Annotated in this window: 12 protein-coding genes; 10 read left to right on the top strand and 2 right to left on the bottom strand. The window is 63.5% G+C overall.

Annotation, left to right across the window (positions count from 1 at the left end):
• The first annotated feature begins 13 nt into the window (after positions 1–13).
• Together QZ670_RS01780 and QZ670_RS01775 are read left to right on the top strand one after the other, a co-directional pair.
• Complete coding sequence (locus QZ670_RS01780; RefSeq protein WP_294251235.1) at positions 14–2611, top strand: GAF domain-containing protein; 2598 nt, start codon at positions 14–16, stop codon at positions 2609–2611.
• Between the two features lie 171 nt (positions 2612–2782).
• Entirely contained in the window at positions 2783–3955 is a 1173-nt protein-coding gene (locus QZ670_RS01775) for a zinc-dependent alcohol dehydrogenase (RefSeq protein WP_294251232.1), read from the top strand.
• Positions 3956–4028: 73 nt separating this feature from the next.
• On the opposite strand, the gene QZ670_RS01770 is transcribed toward QZ670_RS01775, so the two are convergent.
• On the bottom strand, positions 4029–4751 hold the full coding sequence (locus QZ670_RS01770) for a Crp/Fnr family transcriptional regulator (RefSeq protein ID WP_294251227.1): 723 nt from the start codon (positions 4749–4751) through the stop codon (positions 4029–4031).
• Between the two features lie 175 nt (positions 4752–4926).
• On the opposite strand from QZ670_RS01770, the gene QZ670_RS01765 reads away from it, so the two are divergent.
• From QZ670_RS01765 to QZ670_RS01745, 5 genes are all read left to right on the top strand, one after another.
• A complete protein-coding gene (locus tag QZ670_RS01765; RefSeq protein WP_294251224.1) occupies positions 4927–5214 on the top strand; it encodes a hypothetical protein in 288 nt (95 codons plus the stop codon).
• Positions 5215–5612: 398 nt separating this feature from the next.
• On the top strand, positions 5613–6659 hold the full coding sequence (locus tag QZ670_RS01760; RefSeq protein WP_294251221.1) for a fatty acid desaturase: 1047 nt from the start codon (positions 5613–5615) through the stop codon (positions 6657–6659).
• Positions 6660–6759: 100 nt separating this feature from the next.
• Positions 6760–7803 (top strand): alpha/beta hydrolase, encoded by a 1044-nt coding sequence (locus QZ670_RS01755; RefSeq protein WP_294251219.1) that lies wholly within the window; start codon positions 6760–6762, stop codon positions 7801–7803.
• Between the two features lie 193 nt (positions 7804–7996).
• Positions 7997–8716, top strand: a complete 720-nt coding sequence (locus tag QZ670_RS01750) for an ATP-binding protein (RefSeq protein WP_294251216.1) — start codon at positions 7997–7999, stop codon at positions 8714–8716.
• Positions 8717–9444: 728 nt separating this feature from the next.
• Complete coding sequence (locus QZ670_RS01745; protein ID WP_294251956.1) at positions 9445–10077, top strand: tyrosine-type recombinase/integrase; 633 nt, start codon at positions 9445–9447, stop codon at positions 10075–10077.
• 164 nt (positions 10078–10241) lie between these two features.
• On the opposite strand, the gene QZ670_RS01740 is transcribed toward QZ670_RS01745, so the two are convergent.
• A complete protein-coding gene (locus QZ670_RS01740) occupies positions 10242–11255 on the bottom strand; it encodes a Crp/Fnr family transcriptional regulator (protein ID WP_294251213.1) in 1014 nt (337 codons plus the stop codon).
• Between QZ670_RS01740 and QZ670_RS01735 the strand changes: the two genes are divergently transcribed.
• From QZ670_RS01735 to QZ670_RS01725, 3 genes are all read left to right on the top strand, one after another.
• The gene (locus QZ670_RS01735) at positions 11214–12164 is read left to right on the top strand and encodes a ferritin-like domain-containing protein (protein ID WP_294251210.1); all 951 of its coding nucleotides are present in this window, start codon (positions 11214–11216) and stop codon (positions 12162–12164) included. The two genes, QZ670_RS01740 and QZ670_RS01735, sit on opposite strands and share 42 nt — an antisense overlap.
• A gap of 27 nt (positions 12165–12191) precedes the next feature.
• Entirely contained in the window at positions 12192–13184 is a 993-nt protein-coding gene (locus QZ670_RS01730; RefSeq protein ID WP_294251206.1) for a ferritin-like domain-containing protein, read from the top strand.
• A partial coding sequence (locus QZ670_RS01725) for an Nramp family divalent metal transporter (RefSeq protein WP_294251203.1) occupies positions 13184–14118 on the top strand: 935 nt, incomplete at its 3' end. The genes QZ670_RS01730 and QZ670_RS01725, both read left to right, overlap by 1 nt.

Genomic DNA, 14118 nt, shown 5'->3' with positions numbered 1-14118 from the left:
AAGAGCGATGATGGTGGCAGATCCTTCCCTTCCCGAACCGATCGCCGCCGATATCGCCACGATCGGCGCGTTCGACGTGGTGCCGACGCTGCTCGACACCGTCTGCCGCATCACCGGCATGGGATTCGCCGCGATCGCCCGCGTCACCGACGACCACTGGGTCGCCTGCAGCGTACGGGACGAGATCAACTTCGGCCTCCAGCCCGGCGATGCACTCAAGCTCGAGACGACGATCTGCCACGAGATCCGGCAGCACCGCCAATCGGTCGTGATCCCAGACGTGGACGCCGATCCCGTCTATGCCAGCCATCCCACACCGGCTCTGTACGGGCTGAAGAGCTATATCTCGGTGCCCATCGTGCTGCCGGACGGCCGCTTCTTCGGCACGCTGTGCGCGATCGATCCCAAGCCGCAGGACCTGACTAGGCACGAGATCCTGCCGACGTTCGAGATGTTCGCCCGGCTGATCGCGCTTCAGCTGGAACAGGCCGACCAGGCATCGGCGCGTGCGCGGGCGAACGACGTCACGCGCGAAAGCGAGGCGCGGCATCGCCAGATCCTCGACAGCGCGACCGACTTCGCGATCATCGCGATGGACTGCGAGGGCCGCGTGACCCGCTGGAACGCCGGCGCCGAGAACATCCTGGGGTGGCGCGAGGCGGACATGCTGGGTGCTACCATCGAGCGGTTCTTCACCCCCGAGGACTGCGCGATCGGGCGCCCGGCGCACGAAATGGCCCGCGCACTTGAGGTCGGCCATGGCAATGACGAGCGCTGGCACCTGCGCGCCGACGGCAGCCGTTTCTGGGCGCAAGGCGAGATGACGCCGCTACGGGATGCGGACGACAAGGCGATCGGCTTCGTGAAGGTGCTGCGCGACCGCACCGAGGAGCGCCTGCGCGAGCAGCGGCTGGACCTGCTCGCGCGCGCCTCGGCCGGGCTGCTGTCCTCCGACGACCCCGATCAGGTGCTGCAGGAAATCCTGTCGAGCGGCGCGGAAAGCCTCGGCTATGACCGGAGCTACAGCTATCTCCTCAACAACGATTGCTCGCGGATGCGGCTGCTCCAGTCCACCGGCGTGGAGGAGGAGACCCGAGCATGGCTGGCGGACGTCTGCCCGGTCGACGTGCCGCTATGCGGACTGGTCGCCGAGCAGCGCGCGCCGCTGATCCTCGAGCATGTCCAGCAATCGACCGATCCGCGCACCGAGATCAGCCGGCGCAACGGCACGCGAGCCTATGCGGGCTTTCCGGTGCAATCGGACACGACGCTCTACGGCGTGATCTCGTTCGTCTCGACCAGCCGCGACCGCTTCGAGAACGAGGCGATCTCGTTCTTCGAAAGCTTTGCCCGGTTCCTCTCGATCGGCCGCGAGCGGCTCGACCGGGAAGCAGCGCTGAGCGATCTCGCCATGACCCTCGAGCACCGGATCGAGGAGCGGACGCGCGAGCTGATGGTGTCCGAAGAGGCGCTGCGGCATTCCCAGCGCATGGATGCGGTTGGCCAACTCACCGGCGGCGTCGCGCACGACTTCAACAATCTGCTGACGGTGATCCGGGGCTCGGTCGATCTGCTGCGCCGCCCGGACCTGCCGCCCGAGCGGCGCGCGCGCTATGTCGAGGCGATCGGAGACACCGCCGACCGCGCGGCCAAGCTGACCGGCCAATTGCTCGCCTTTGCACGGCGGCAGACGCTCAATCCAGCCGCCTTCGAAGTGGGCGAGCGGCTGCGCACCGTTGCCGACATGCTCAACTCGGTCACGGGGAAGCGGGTTGCGATCGCCCTCGACCTTCCCGACACGCCGTGCATCGTCCGTGCCGACGTCAGCCAGTTCGAGACCGCGCTGGTCAACATGGCGGTCAATGCGCGCGATGCCATGGCGGGGGATGGACAGCTCACGATTCGGCTCGTCTGTTCGGTCCCGAAGCCCGTCATTCGCGGCCATGCGGCATCCGAAAGCCCCTTCGCAGCCATTTCGCTGATCGATACGGGCGCAGGCATCGAGCCAGCTATCCTGGAGCGTGTCTTCGAACCCTTCTTCACCACCAAGGCGGTCGGCAAGGGCACCGGGCTCGGCCTCAGCCAGGTGTTCGGTTTCGCCAAGCAATCGGGTGGCGACGTCGATGTCGAGAGCGTGCCGGGCGAAGGCACCACCTTCACCCTGTACCTTCCGCAAGCGGAGCCGGGCGCCGAGCCCGAGGTAGCGCCGCGCACCAAGGAACCTGCCGCGCGCAAGGCCGGCCTGTCGATCCTGATCGTCGAGGACAATGAAGAGGTCGGCAGCTTCGCCCGCGAGGCGCTCGACGACCTGGGGTATCGCACGCTGCTTGTGTACAGCGCCGAGGATGCGCTGCATCGCCTGGGGCAGGACGGCGCCGGCTTCGACGTCGTTTTCTCGGACGTGGTGATGCCGGGCATGGGTGGTCTGGAGCTGGGCAAGCGCCTTCGGGAGACCTACCCCAAGCTTCCCGTCATTCTGGCCAGCGGCTACAGCCACATCCTTGCCGAAGAGGGTGCCCATGGTTTTCAGCTGCTGCAAAAGCCCTATTCGACGCAGCAGCTTGCACGCGCCATCGATGATCGGTTTGCCGATATGAACAGGGGCGAATGAGTTCCAGTCGTCAGATTGATTGCACCGCGCAGCCCCACGTCATTTCGCAAATACAAGCAGATGTCGGCTAAACGAATGTTAGTCGATAATCCTACTGTTGATCGCATTATGTGCGGGTCTTTCGCATCGCCGAACTGTTAGCCAGACCGAGTAGTCCTAAAGGAAATGGCTATGCGCGCATTATGCTGGCACGGAAAAGGCGACGTTCGCGTCGACACCGTCAAGGATCCCGAGATTCAACATCCGCGGGACGCGATCATCAAGATAACGGCCTGCGCGATCTGCGGCTCCGACCTTCATCTGCTCGACGGCTACCAGCCGACGATGGAAGCGGGCGACATCCTCGGCCATGAGAACATGGGTGTCGTGGTCGCCTTGGGCGCCGAGGTCACCAACCTCAAGATCGGCGACCGGGTGGTGGTGCCGTTCACGATCAGCTGCGGCAACTGCTTCTTCTGCCGCAAGGGCCTGTTCTCGGCCTGCGAGCGGACCAACCCCAACGCCGAGATGGCGATCAAGGCGATGGGCCATTCGCCCGCCGGCCTGTTCGGCTTCAGCCATATGCTGGGCGGCTATTGCGGCGGACAGGCGGAATATCTCCGGGTGCCCATGGCTGATTTCGGCCCGATCAAGGTGCCCGACAGCGTCACCGACGAGCAAGCGCTGTTCCTCTCCGACATTTTCCCTACCGGCTACATGGCCGCCGAGAATGCCCAGATCGAACCCGGCGACACGGTCGCGATCTGGGGCTGCGGACCCGTCGGGCAGTTCGCGATCCGCTCGGCGCTGATGCTGGGTGCCGGCCGCGTGATCGCGATCGACGAAGTCCCCGAGCGCCTGGCGATGGCCGAGGCCGGCGGTGCCGAGACCATCGACTTCAGCAAGGTCGAGGACGTCTATGACGAGCTGCAGTTCCGCACCAAGGGACGCGGCCCGGACAGCTGCATCGATGCCGTCGGCTGCGAAGCCTCGGGCCACGGCGCGGTCGATTCGGTCGTCGGCAAGGTCAAGGCGGCGACCTTCCTCGCGACCGACCGGGTGCACGTGCTGCGCGAGGCGATCATGAGCTGCCGGATGGGCGGCACGGTCTCGATCCCCGGCGTCTATGTCGGCATGGGCGACAAGATCCCGATCGGCGCGATGATGAACAAGGGCCTGACGATCAAGACCGGCCAGACGCATGTCCAGGCCTATACCAAGCCGCTGCTCGCGCGGATCGAGGCGGGCGATATCGACCCGAGCTTCGTGGTGACGCACCCCGCCAGCCTCGAAGAGGCGCCGGAAATGTACAAGAAGTTCCGCGACAAGCAGGACGGCGTCATCAAGGTGGTCCTGCGCCCCTGAGAACCGGCCGACCTCCGGCACGAGGGATCCGGGCGGCGCGCAAGCCCGCCCGGAGGCCGATCCCCGGCCCAGCCTAGGCGGCGTTGCGCAGGCGCCGGTGAAGGTAGTTCTCGTCGAAGCCGGCGATCTGGATCAGCTTTGCCGGGTCGGTGATGGCGAGGCTACCGCGCTTGAGCAACATCGTGCCCGACAGCCGCAGTTCCTTGAGAACGCGGTTGAGGTGCACGGGGGTCATGCCCAGCGAGTCCGCCAGCATCAGCTGCGACAGCGGCAAGGCGAACTGCGCGTCCGAGGTCAGCCCGATGTTCCTGGCCCGGAGATAGAGTTCGCACATCAGATGCGCCACGCGTTCGATGCTGGAGCGCCGGCCCATGCTGGTGATCCACGCGCGCATCGTGCCCTCATCCACCAGCTGCGCCAGATAGATCGCCTTCGCCACGGCGCGGTGGTTGTCGAGGATCATGTCCATTTGCGGCCGATCGATCGTGGCGACCACGGAGGGCGTTATCGTCTGGATGCCGTGGTCCATCTCGGCCAGCAGCCCGACGTGCAGGTCGCAGGAATCGCCGGGCATCAGATATGCCAGCACCTGGCGCGAGCCGCTGGGCAGGATCTTGTAGCGGCAGGCCCAGCCCTCCAGCATCACGAAGACGGGGCCCGGACGATCGCCTTCGCGAATGAGATCCGTTCGCGCCGCAACCTTGCGTGCCCGCGATGTGGCGGCCGCCAGCGCATCGACGTCCGACTGGCTGAGCGACCCAAAGCCTGACAGCTTGTCGATGAAGCGGTTCGTCATCCTGCATAGTCCCACGTCCCGATCGCCATGGATATTGCTCAAAGTTATAGTCCAAAGTTGATCTTAGTGATGGCAATCCACGGCAGGTGGCGTATGCCTGTCTGATCGTCGGCCCCAACCTTCAGGCTCCGGCGGCTGAGAGACGCGACGCTCTCGCCTGCGCAGGAGCGACGCCATGGCCGGAAACACCAACGACAATGAGAATCTTCGTGCGGATCGACGCGCTGATCCCCCGGACGCCCATGGCCAGGCGGCGATGCTCCTTGTCGAAAGCCTCCTCCACGGACTGGTCGCGCGGTCCGTTATCAGCCTGGCCGATGCAGTCGAAATCGTCGAAACCGCGACCGACGTGAAGGAAGAGATCGCCTTCGAACGCGGCGAGGATGCGAAGACGCGGCAAACGTCGATCATGTTGCTCGACATGATCCGTGCCAGCTTGAGCAATGATCTTCCCCGCGCCTAGCCCTGGCGCGATCCCGTAATTGCCGACATCCATCGCGAAATGGCAAAATCGATATTCCGAACGCATCCGGCAGAGCGTCGACGCCGTCCCATCGGTACACTGGGCCCTGAACAATTCGGGCCGCAGCCGCATGCTTCATTTGGGCGGTGTCTTGCCGGGCGAGAGGGGTTCGGCATAGATAACGCGGCGCGCCCGCGAAAGCATCCTTGTGTCGTGGCGTTCGTTCATTGAGTCCTTCCGGCCGGCCGACCTGACAACATCGAAGCCGGTCGCAGCCCTCCGACCTTCCGAAGGCACGTTTTCCCCAAATGCACTCAGGCGTACCCGCGCGAAGCGCAACCCCGGCCGATGCCAGTGCCGAACAGCCATACATCGACGTACAGGATGTCACCCGGAAGGTGACGGCCTTCCGTACCTCTGATGACCGGCGCGGGTTGCTGGAATTGCTCGTCAGCGTGGTGCCGCTGATGCTCCTTTGGCTGCTGATGTGGTTTGCCCTGGACATCCACTTCAGGCTCGCATTGCTCCTGTGGGTTCCCGCCGCCGGCTTTCTGCTGCGCCTTTTTCTCATCCAGCATGACTGCGGCCACGGTGCCTTTTCCACCGGGCGGCGCGCCAACGACTGGGTAGGCCGATGCATCGGCGTGCTGACCCTCACGCCCTATGAATATTGGCGGCGCACCCACGCCCTGCATCATGCCGGCACCGGCAATCTCGATCGGCGCGGTTTCGGCGACGTGACGACCCTGACGGTCGAGGAGTTCGCGAGCCTGGGAACGTGGGCACGGCTGCGATATCGCCTGTATCGCAGCCCGTTCACCCTGTTCGTGCTCGGGCCGGCCTTCGTCTTTCTTCTGCAACACCGCCTGCCTATCGGATTGATGAACGCCGGGTGGCGCCCGTGGATCAGCACACTGGGTACGAACGCGGCGCTGCTGGCCGCGTGTGCCGGCCTTATCCATGTCGTGGGCTTCTGGACGTTCCTCTCCATCCAGCTGCCGATCACCCTGATCGCGGCGTCGGTGGGCGTGTGGCTGTTCTACGTCCAGCACCAGTTCGAGCACACCTACTGGCAATCCGGCAGGGCGTGGAGCTTCCAGGAAGCTGCGCTGTTCGGCAGCTCCCATTACGCTTTGCCGCCTATCCTGCGGTGGTTCACGGCCAATATTGGGCTGCATCACCTCCATCACCTGTGCAGCAGGATACCCTTCTACCGTCTCCCGGCAGCCCTTGCCGCTCGACCGGAACTCGCGGATCTCAACCGTCTAGGCTTCGCTGAAAGCGTGAAGTCTTTGCGGCTCGTTCTGTGGGATGCCCAGTCGGGACGCCTGGTTTCCTTTGCGGAAGCAGGGTCGGCAGCGGCATGCGATCGGAATAGCCCGGAAGTTCCGGCGACTGCGCGCGAGCTTCATCCGGCCATCTCCCTTAAATCGACACGCGGCTGAAGAGGATCGATCTCCCCGAGCCGCTGCGCCCCCTGAAAGCGACTCCGTATAAGGCGGAAGAAGCGTGCAACTTTGTGCACTGCACAATGGTTCATTTCGCATGACACGGAAACCCAACAAGAAGCTCGCGCGGATGCGCGCCGCGGCCGCCACGCCCGCACGTCGCAGCTTCGTTGCCCGGCACGCGCGATCGCTCGGAGCCGGTGCCGCCGCACTGGTGGGGAGCGCCGTGATCAACCAGATCCAGGCGCGCCGCGCCGAAGCCAAGACGCCGCCTGCCGGCGCGTTCGTCGACATCGACGGAACGCGGCTCCATTATGTCGAGCGCGGTCAGGGTCCGGCCGTCGTTCTGCTGCACGGCAACGGCATGACGCTGCAGGACTTCGAGGCCAGCGGCGTTCTCGGGCTCGCTGCGGAACATCACCGCGTGCTGGCGTTCGATCGCCCGGGGTTCGGCTATAGCAGCCGGCCACGGTTCACCCTGTGGACGCCGGCCGCACAGGCGGACGTCATCGCGCGTGCGCTGGTGCAGCTTGGCGTGGAGCGCGCCGTGGTGGTCGGGCACAGCTGGGGCGCCATGGTCGCGCTGGCGCTGGCGCTGAACCACCCGGAGATCGTCGGGGGGCTGGTGCTCCTCTCGGGCTATTATTACGGCACGATCCGGCCCGATGTCCTGCCCGCAGCCTTGCCGGCAGTTCCCGTCGTCGGGGATCTGATGGCAATGACGCTCTCACCAATCGCCGGGCTGCTCACCGGACCGATCGCGCTGAAGGCGAGCTTCGCCCCGGCGCCGGTTTCCGACAAGATGGCCGATTTCCCGGTCGGACTTGCGCTGCGCCCATCGCAGATCCGCGCAGCTGCGGCGGAAGGCGCGCTAATGATACCAGCAGCGATGGCGCTCGCACCCCGCTACCCCGAACTTGCACTGCCGGTGATCATCATGGCCGGCGAAGGCGATCGGGTGACCTTTCCCAGAAAGCATGCCGAGCGTCTCGCTCGGGACATTCCAGGGGCCGAGCTGCGCCTGGTCTCAGGCCAGGGCTATTTTCTCCATTATGGCGTTCCGGAGCAGGTGACGGCCTCCATCGCCGCGCTCATCCTTCGGGCGAAGATGCCGGCCTTGCGGGATGCGCCGACGGCGTGACGAGAAGGCGTGCCTGGTTCCCTTCGGATGCCGCGCTGGTTTCGCAAGCGTTTCACGCCTCGCGGCACCGGACGCAGGAACGATCTGAAGCGAAGCGAATAATAGTTCAGGCTCCTGCCCGATCTTAATCCTCATCATGAACGCGATCCGCGTTCGATGTACTTTAAGGCCTCCTCCAGGGGGGTAAGCGCCGATGAACCGAGAGACTGAAGCCGCCCGAACCGCGATAGATAACACGCGAAACGACTCACGATCGCTCATCCATCTGTTCAGCCCTACCGCTCCATTATTTTCAGGCGACGCTGCCGGTTTGCAATCCCGCCCGTCGATATGGGCCGAGGACTCGGCGCACCGCGCAAAAAACCTGTCGCAGCTGGCGTCGGCACTGACGCGCATACGATCGCCGATCGACGAATCCTGCGACAACACGAAGAATGCACAAATCGCTCGCGAGCTGGCGGCTGCCTATGCGGCACTCGCGGAAGAAAAGCCGGACGGCGTGCCAACACCTTGTGCCGCGCTTCTCGTCGCGATCGGGGAAGGGCTCGTAACGCTCTTCGGTCAACATCCGCAGCCTGTCAGGCTCCGTTGCCTCGTGTCGGAACAATGGCTTTCCAGCCACGCCCGCCGCGTGCTGGTGCTTATTGCAAGCGAGCTCATCATCAACGCGCTGAAATATGCATTCCCCACCAGGGGTGGGTCCATCGTCGTCAACCTTGGCTCCTTCACGGATCACTTGGCTATGAGGGTGCAAGATGATGGCGTTGGTACGTCCGCAACAATGGCATCGGGCACTGGCGGCCGCATACTCGATGCCCTTGCCGCTCAGATCGACGCTCGCGTTGAACGCACGCAACCGTCTGACGGCGGACTTTGCGTTTCCGTAATCATGCCCCTGCGCGCGGCGCGCTGAGACACTCGGCAGGGTTGCCACGTAACCGCCCTTCCGCCGTCAATGCCGCTACAGCCACAATCTTCGATAAATTTTCCTAAACACCCAGCCACAGAACTGCACGAAAATGTTCGATACTGAAGAATCGGACATATAAATGCGAATTTTTATCTACTATATTTACCGGATTAGCCATTATCCAACTTTTAATCTTGGGCGCGAATGCAACATTCTACATCAAAAATGATGCAATAACGTCGATTATATCGTTTCTAGAACCATAGAATCGCATGGTTATTATTCTACTATTGGCAGACCTGACTGCAGACCGATGCGTTCCGCTTGAAGCAGTCAGATCACAAATTGTTCAGCGCTTACAAGGCCGTTTGCGGGACGAGATCGTCTACATGCGCTGGCACGCTGTTGGCGCCCCCCGCCACACCAGCCATGGCCGACGCAGACCTCATGCATCAGCACTCTGTAGTCAGGGTTCTCCCTCATGAGCTTTATCGACCACACAACGGGAGCAGCAGCAATTAGAAGGGGTGCCGCCAGTTCGGAATCACGATTCCAGGGCGATAATGCCGGTGGAGCGTTTAGGGCTGCCGATGGCCGCTTGCGGCTGGCACGGTCGTTTCCACCCGCTGATGGGAACGACTTAAGTTGGTCGGTAGGTGCCTCGGGGGATTCCCGCTTCTGAGGCTCGAAAGCGTTATTCGGACGGCCACTCTGGCCATCGGAGAATGATCATGGAGATGCCTGAAACCGAACTCACCGCAACAAAGCGCCCAGTCTGGAATGCCGGACGGACCGTTGGTGCGAAGCGCGCGCTGAAACCGAAACAGATATGGGAGATCCGATTTTACCTCAATCAGCGCCGCCGCTTGCGAGATCGGGCGCTGTTCGACCTGGCGATCGACAGCAAACTGCGGGGCTGCGACCTGGTACAGATGAAGATCCGCGACTTGGTCAGCGGCGGGCAGATCCGAACGCGTGCGATCGTGATGCAACAGAAAACCGGTCGGCCGGTTCAGTTTGAATTGCTTCCAGACGCTCGGACTAGCCTGCTGGCGTGGCTTGAACGGCGGGGCGGCGCAGTGGACGATTATGTCTTTCCGAGCAGGATTGATCATAGTGGGCATCTCAGCACCCGCCAGTATGCACGGCTTGTCGATGAATGGGTGACCGGCGTCGGTCTGATGCGAAGCGAGTATGGCACGCACTCGCTTCGCCGAACGAAGGCTTCGATCATATACAGGGCGACCGGCAACCTTCGTGCAGTCCAAATCCTTCTCGGTCATAGCAAGATCGAGAACACGGTGCGCTATCTCGGCATCGACGTGGAAGACGCGCTTGCCCTTGCCGAAAACACCGAAATCTGACCCGATGGCTCCTCGCCTCCGGCGAGGGGCCTATTCACCGTGCTGTGGAACAATCGTGCCATGGCCAGTTTGCCTGCCGAGTAGCCGCTCTTGGGTGAAAATCGGTCGATGCCAACGTCTTCGCGCTGAGGAAGTTTAGAACGGAATCCGACGCATCGGTACAATCAAGGCAGCCAGGCGGGCGGCGAGAAGCGGACTTGACCCTGCGAGAGAGGAGGAGGCTGCAGTTCCCGCGGCCAAGGCGCAATTTCCGCAGCATACCGCGCCTCGGCAGCGCCATAGGAAAATCCTGCCAGCACCATTAGGCGCTCGCGATCACAAATAGTGACGCGCGCTCGCTCGCAGCGGAGTATCTTCTCGCCCTCAAGCACATGGAAGCATTCGGTCACGCTCGCCCGCCGTGTGTGAAGCGCGCGTGCAACCTCGTCATGCGTCAACAACAGCGTATCGCCTTGACTGCGGTCGTGGAGCATCAATATCCATCGGGCAACGCGGCGTTCCAAGGCATCGATCGTGTTCGAACCGAGCATCGAGGCCATCTGCTCGAGAAAATTGTCGGCGTACCGCAGCAGATTGGCGCGGAGCGTCACACTCTTTGCGCAAGCCTCCAGCAGGGGCCCAGCCGCAATGGATAAAGCCGTGCCGCCCTGCATCTCCACGGTTGCGAGCGTGAAGCTTTCTTCCACCCCCATCAGCAGCGACCAACCCAACACGCCCTCATGGCCGACCAAGCCCAGGGCCGGCTGACGATCGCTGAGAAGCGTCTGACGAACACAGAAGACCGCCGTCTCGGGGAAGATCATCTGGACCGACCCGCAGGAGGTGCGGCCCACGCTTTCCCGTGGGCCGAAGGGAAGGCGGGAGAGGTGCGGGATAAGCAACCACGCGTCGCTTTGCGCGAGGGATCGCAGCAGCAGATTGCCGCGGATGTCCGGCGCATAGCAGGCGTTCGGTTTCGGCATCGGCGCGACCCTCTCCTCGTTGCCTGTAAGCTTCGGAACGTGCGGCGCCACGGATGCATGAAAACGCGTGGCAGGGGACATTTTGTACGACACCGTACCCAGCCCGTGCCGAGCCGGAACTGCTTGAAAACGCCCCGGGTTCGAACCCTTGCTACCATCAGGGAGGCATGCGCCGTGAACCAGGAAGTCGAGCTTATCGAAGCTTTCCAGCAACAAGCCCAACGCCGAAAAGATCGCCGCGAATTCTTCAAGGCGTTCGCGCTCACTGCAGTGGCCGGTGGCGGGCTGGCCATGGCAACAAGCGTGCAGCGTGCTGCCGCACAGGCAACCCTCACGGACGGCGACGTCCTCAATTTCGCACTGAACCTCGAATATCTCGAGGCGCAATTCTATGCCTACGCGGCCAACGGCGTTGGCCTTTCCGCCGACCTGTTGACCGGGTCCGGCAAGATCGGTGCCGCCGTGGGCGCACGCCAGGCGACGTTCAAGGATCCGGCGGTCGCCGCCTATGCCCAGGAAATCGCCGCGGACGAACGCGCCCATGTCGCGTTTCTGCGTAGTGCCATCGGCGCTACCGCCGTGGGGCAACCTCAGATCGACATCGGGGTGTCTCCCACCAGCGCCTTTTCCAACGCAGCCCGTGCCGCAGGACTGATCGGCGCGGGTGAATCTTTCGATCCCTATGCCAGCGACGAGAACTTCCTTCTCGGCGCGTTCATTTTCGAAGATGTCGGGGTCACCGCCTATAAGGGCGCCTCGCCGCTCATTACCAACAAGGTGTTTCTCGAGGCCGCGGCAGGCATCCTTGCGGTCGAGGCGTATCATGCCGCGCTCGTCCGCACGACGCTCGATGCCAAGGGAATCGCGGCCCCGAGCCTAGTGGACGCGACCGAGGCGATCTCAAACGCGCGCGACAGTCTCGACGGGGCGAGTGACGATGATCAGGGCATCCGCGCGATCGGTACCTCCAGCAACATCGCGCCGCTCGACGCCAACGGCCTCGCCTATAGCCGCTCGACGGGCCAGGTCCTCAACATCGTCTACCTGAACAAGGCGGCCGTCACTGCCGGCGGATTCTTCCCCCACGGCGTCAACGGCACCATCGTCACCAGCGCAGCGAACTGATCGCTCGGTCCTAGGGAGGCTTCAGCCATGAACCATGATATCGTTCTCCAGGTTCTGGACGCGTGCGACGCTCGCCGCGCCGAGCGCCGGGCTTTCATGAAAAATGCCGGCTTCGCGGTCGCGGGCGCTACCATGCTCGCCGCGTGCAGCAGCAATGACGATGGGCCGGGATCCATGATCACGCCTACGCCTACGCCGATCCCAACCCCCAGTCCGTCCGGCGCGCTCTCCGATCAGGACGTGCTGAATTTCGCGCTGAATCTCGAATATCTAGAAGCGCAGTTCTATTCTTTCGCGGCCAATGGCGTTTCGCTGCCGGCCAGCCTGCTGTCGGGTACAGGTCAAGCCGGCGCACCGAACGGCGCACGGCAGGTCACCTTCAAGGACGACGCCGTGGCCCGCTATGCCCGGGAGATAGCCGGCGACGAACAGGCGCACGTCGCCTTTCTGCGCAGCGCCCTTGGTAGCGTCGCGGTCGCTCAGCCCAATCTCGACCTGTCCGCCGACGTAAATGGCGCATTTTCGACCGCGGCACGCGCCGCCGGACTGGTCGGTGCCAATCAGGCATTCGATCCCTATGCGAGCGACGAGAATTTCCTGCTCGCGGCCTTTATCTTCGAAGATGTCGGGGTCAGCGCCTACAAGGGCGCCTCGCCGCTGATCACCAACAAGACCTATCTCGAGGCAGCAGCCGGCATCCTTGCCGCAGAGGCCTATCACGCCGGGCTGATCCGCACGACGCTCTATCGCAAGGGGCTGACGACGCCCTCGCTCATCGATGCCACCGAAGCCATTTCCAACGCGCGCGACAGCCTGGACGGATCGAGCGACCTAGACCAGGGTATTCGTCCGATCGGCACTGCCACCAACATCGTGCCGACCGACTCCAACGGCGTGGCGTTCAGCCGCTCCGCCGGCCAGGTGCTCAACATCGCGTATCTCAACAAGGCATCGGTCGATCGTGGCGGCTTCTTCCCCACCGGCGTCAACGGCACGATCAAGCTCAGCGCCGCCAGCTGATGCCACCGTTCGAGGGGGAAATGGGCGAGCCGGGGGGCTTGACCGCGATCCACGCGGCGAGCCTGCCGGGCGCGTTCCGGAGCGTCGCGGTGCCCGCCGCCGCGGGGTTCTGGCGCAAGCTGGGTGCCTTTGCGGGCCCCGGCTATCTCGTCGCGGTCGGCTATATGGACCCCGGAAACTGGGCGACGGGCCTCGCCGGCGGTTCCGCATTCGGCTATTCGCTGCTGTCGGTCATCTTGCTTTCGAACCTGATGGCGATGCTGCTCCAGAGCCTTTCGGCGAAACTGGGCATCGTCACCGGAATGGACCTCGCCCAGGCATGTCGCGCCCGCTATCCGTTGGCTCCCCGGATCGGCCTCTGGCTGCTCTGCGAACTGGCCATCATCGCCTGCGATCTGGCGGAAGTGATCGGTACGGCGGTGGCGCTCAAGCTGCTGTTCGGACTTCCGCTCGTGGGCGGGATCTTCGTCACCTCGCTCGATGTGTTTCTGATCCTCATGCTGCAGCGCCACGGCTTTCGACAGCTGGAAGCTGTCATCGTCGCGCTGCTGATCGTCATCGCCCTCTGCTTTGCCGTGGAACTCCTCTGGGCGCAGCCAAGCATTAAGGCGATCGGCGCTGGGCTGCTGCCATCGCCGCAGATCATCACCAACCCCGCGATGCTGTACGTCGCGATCGGCATCCTCGGCGCGACGGTGATGCCGCACAATCTCTACCTCCATTCATCGATCGTACAGACGCGCGCCTTCGACCGCAGCGACCACGGGAAACGCGAAGCCATTCGGCTCGCTACGATCGACAGCACGGTGGCACTCAGCCTTGCGCTTTTCGTCAATGCAGCGATCCTGATCCTCGCCGCAGCCGCGTTTCACGGATCAGGCCAGACCAAGGTAGCGGAAATCAGCGACGCCTATGCCTTGCTGGCGCCGGCGCT

Origin of the sequence: uncultured Sphingomonas sp., from assembly GCF_913774285.1 — a bacterium.
Lineage (GTDB): Bacteria > Pseudomonadota > Alphaproteobacteria > Sphingomonadales > Sphingomonadaceae > Sphingomonas.
The sequence above is the reverse complement of the archived record's forward strand: the minus strand, read 5'-3'. Positions and strand labels throughout refer to the sequence as shown.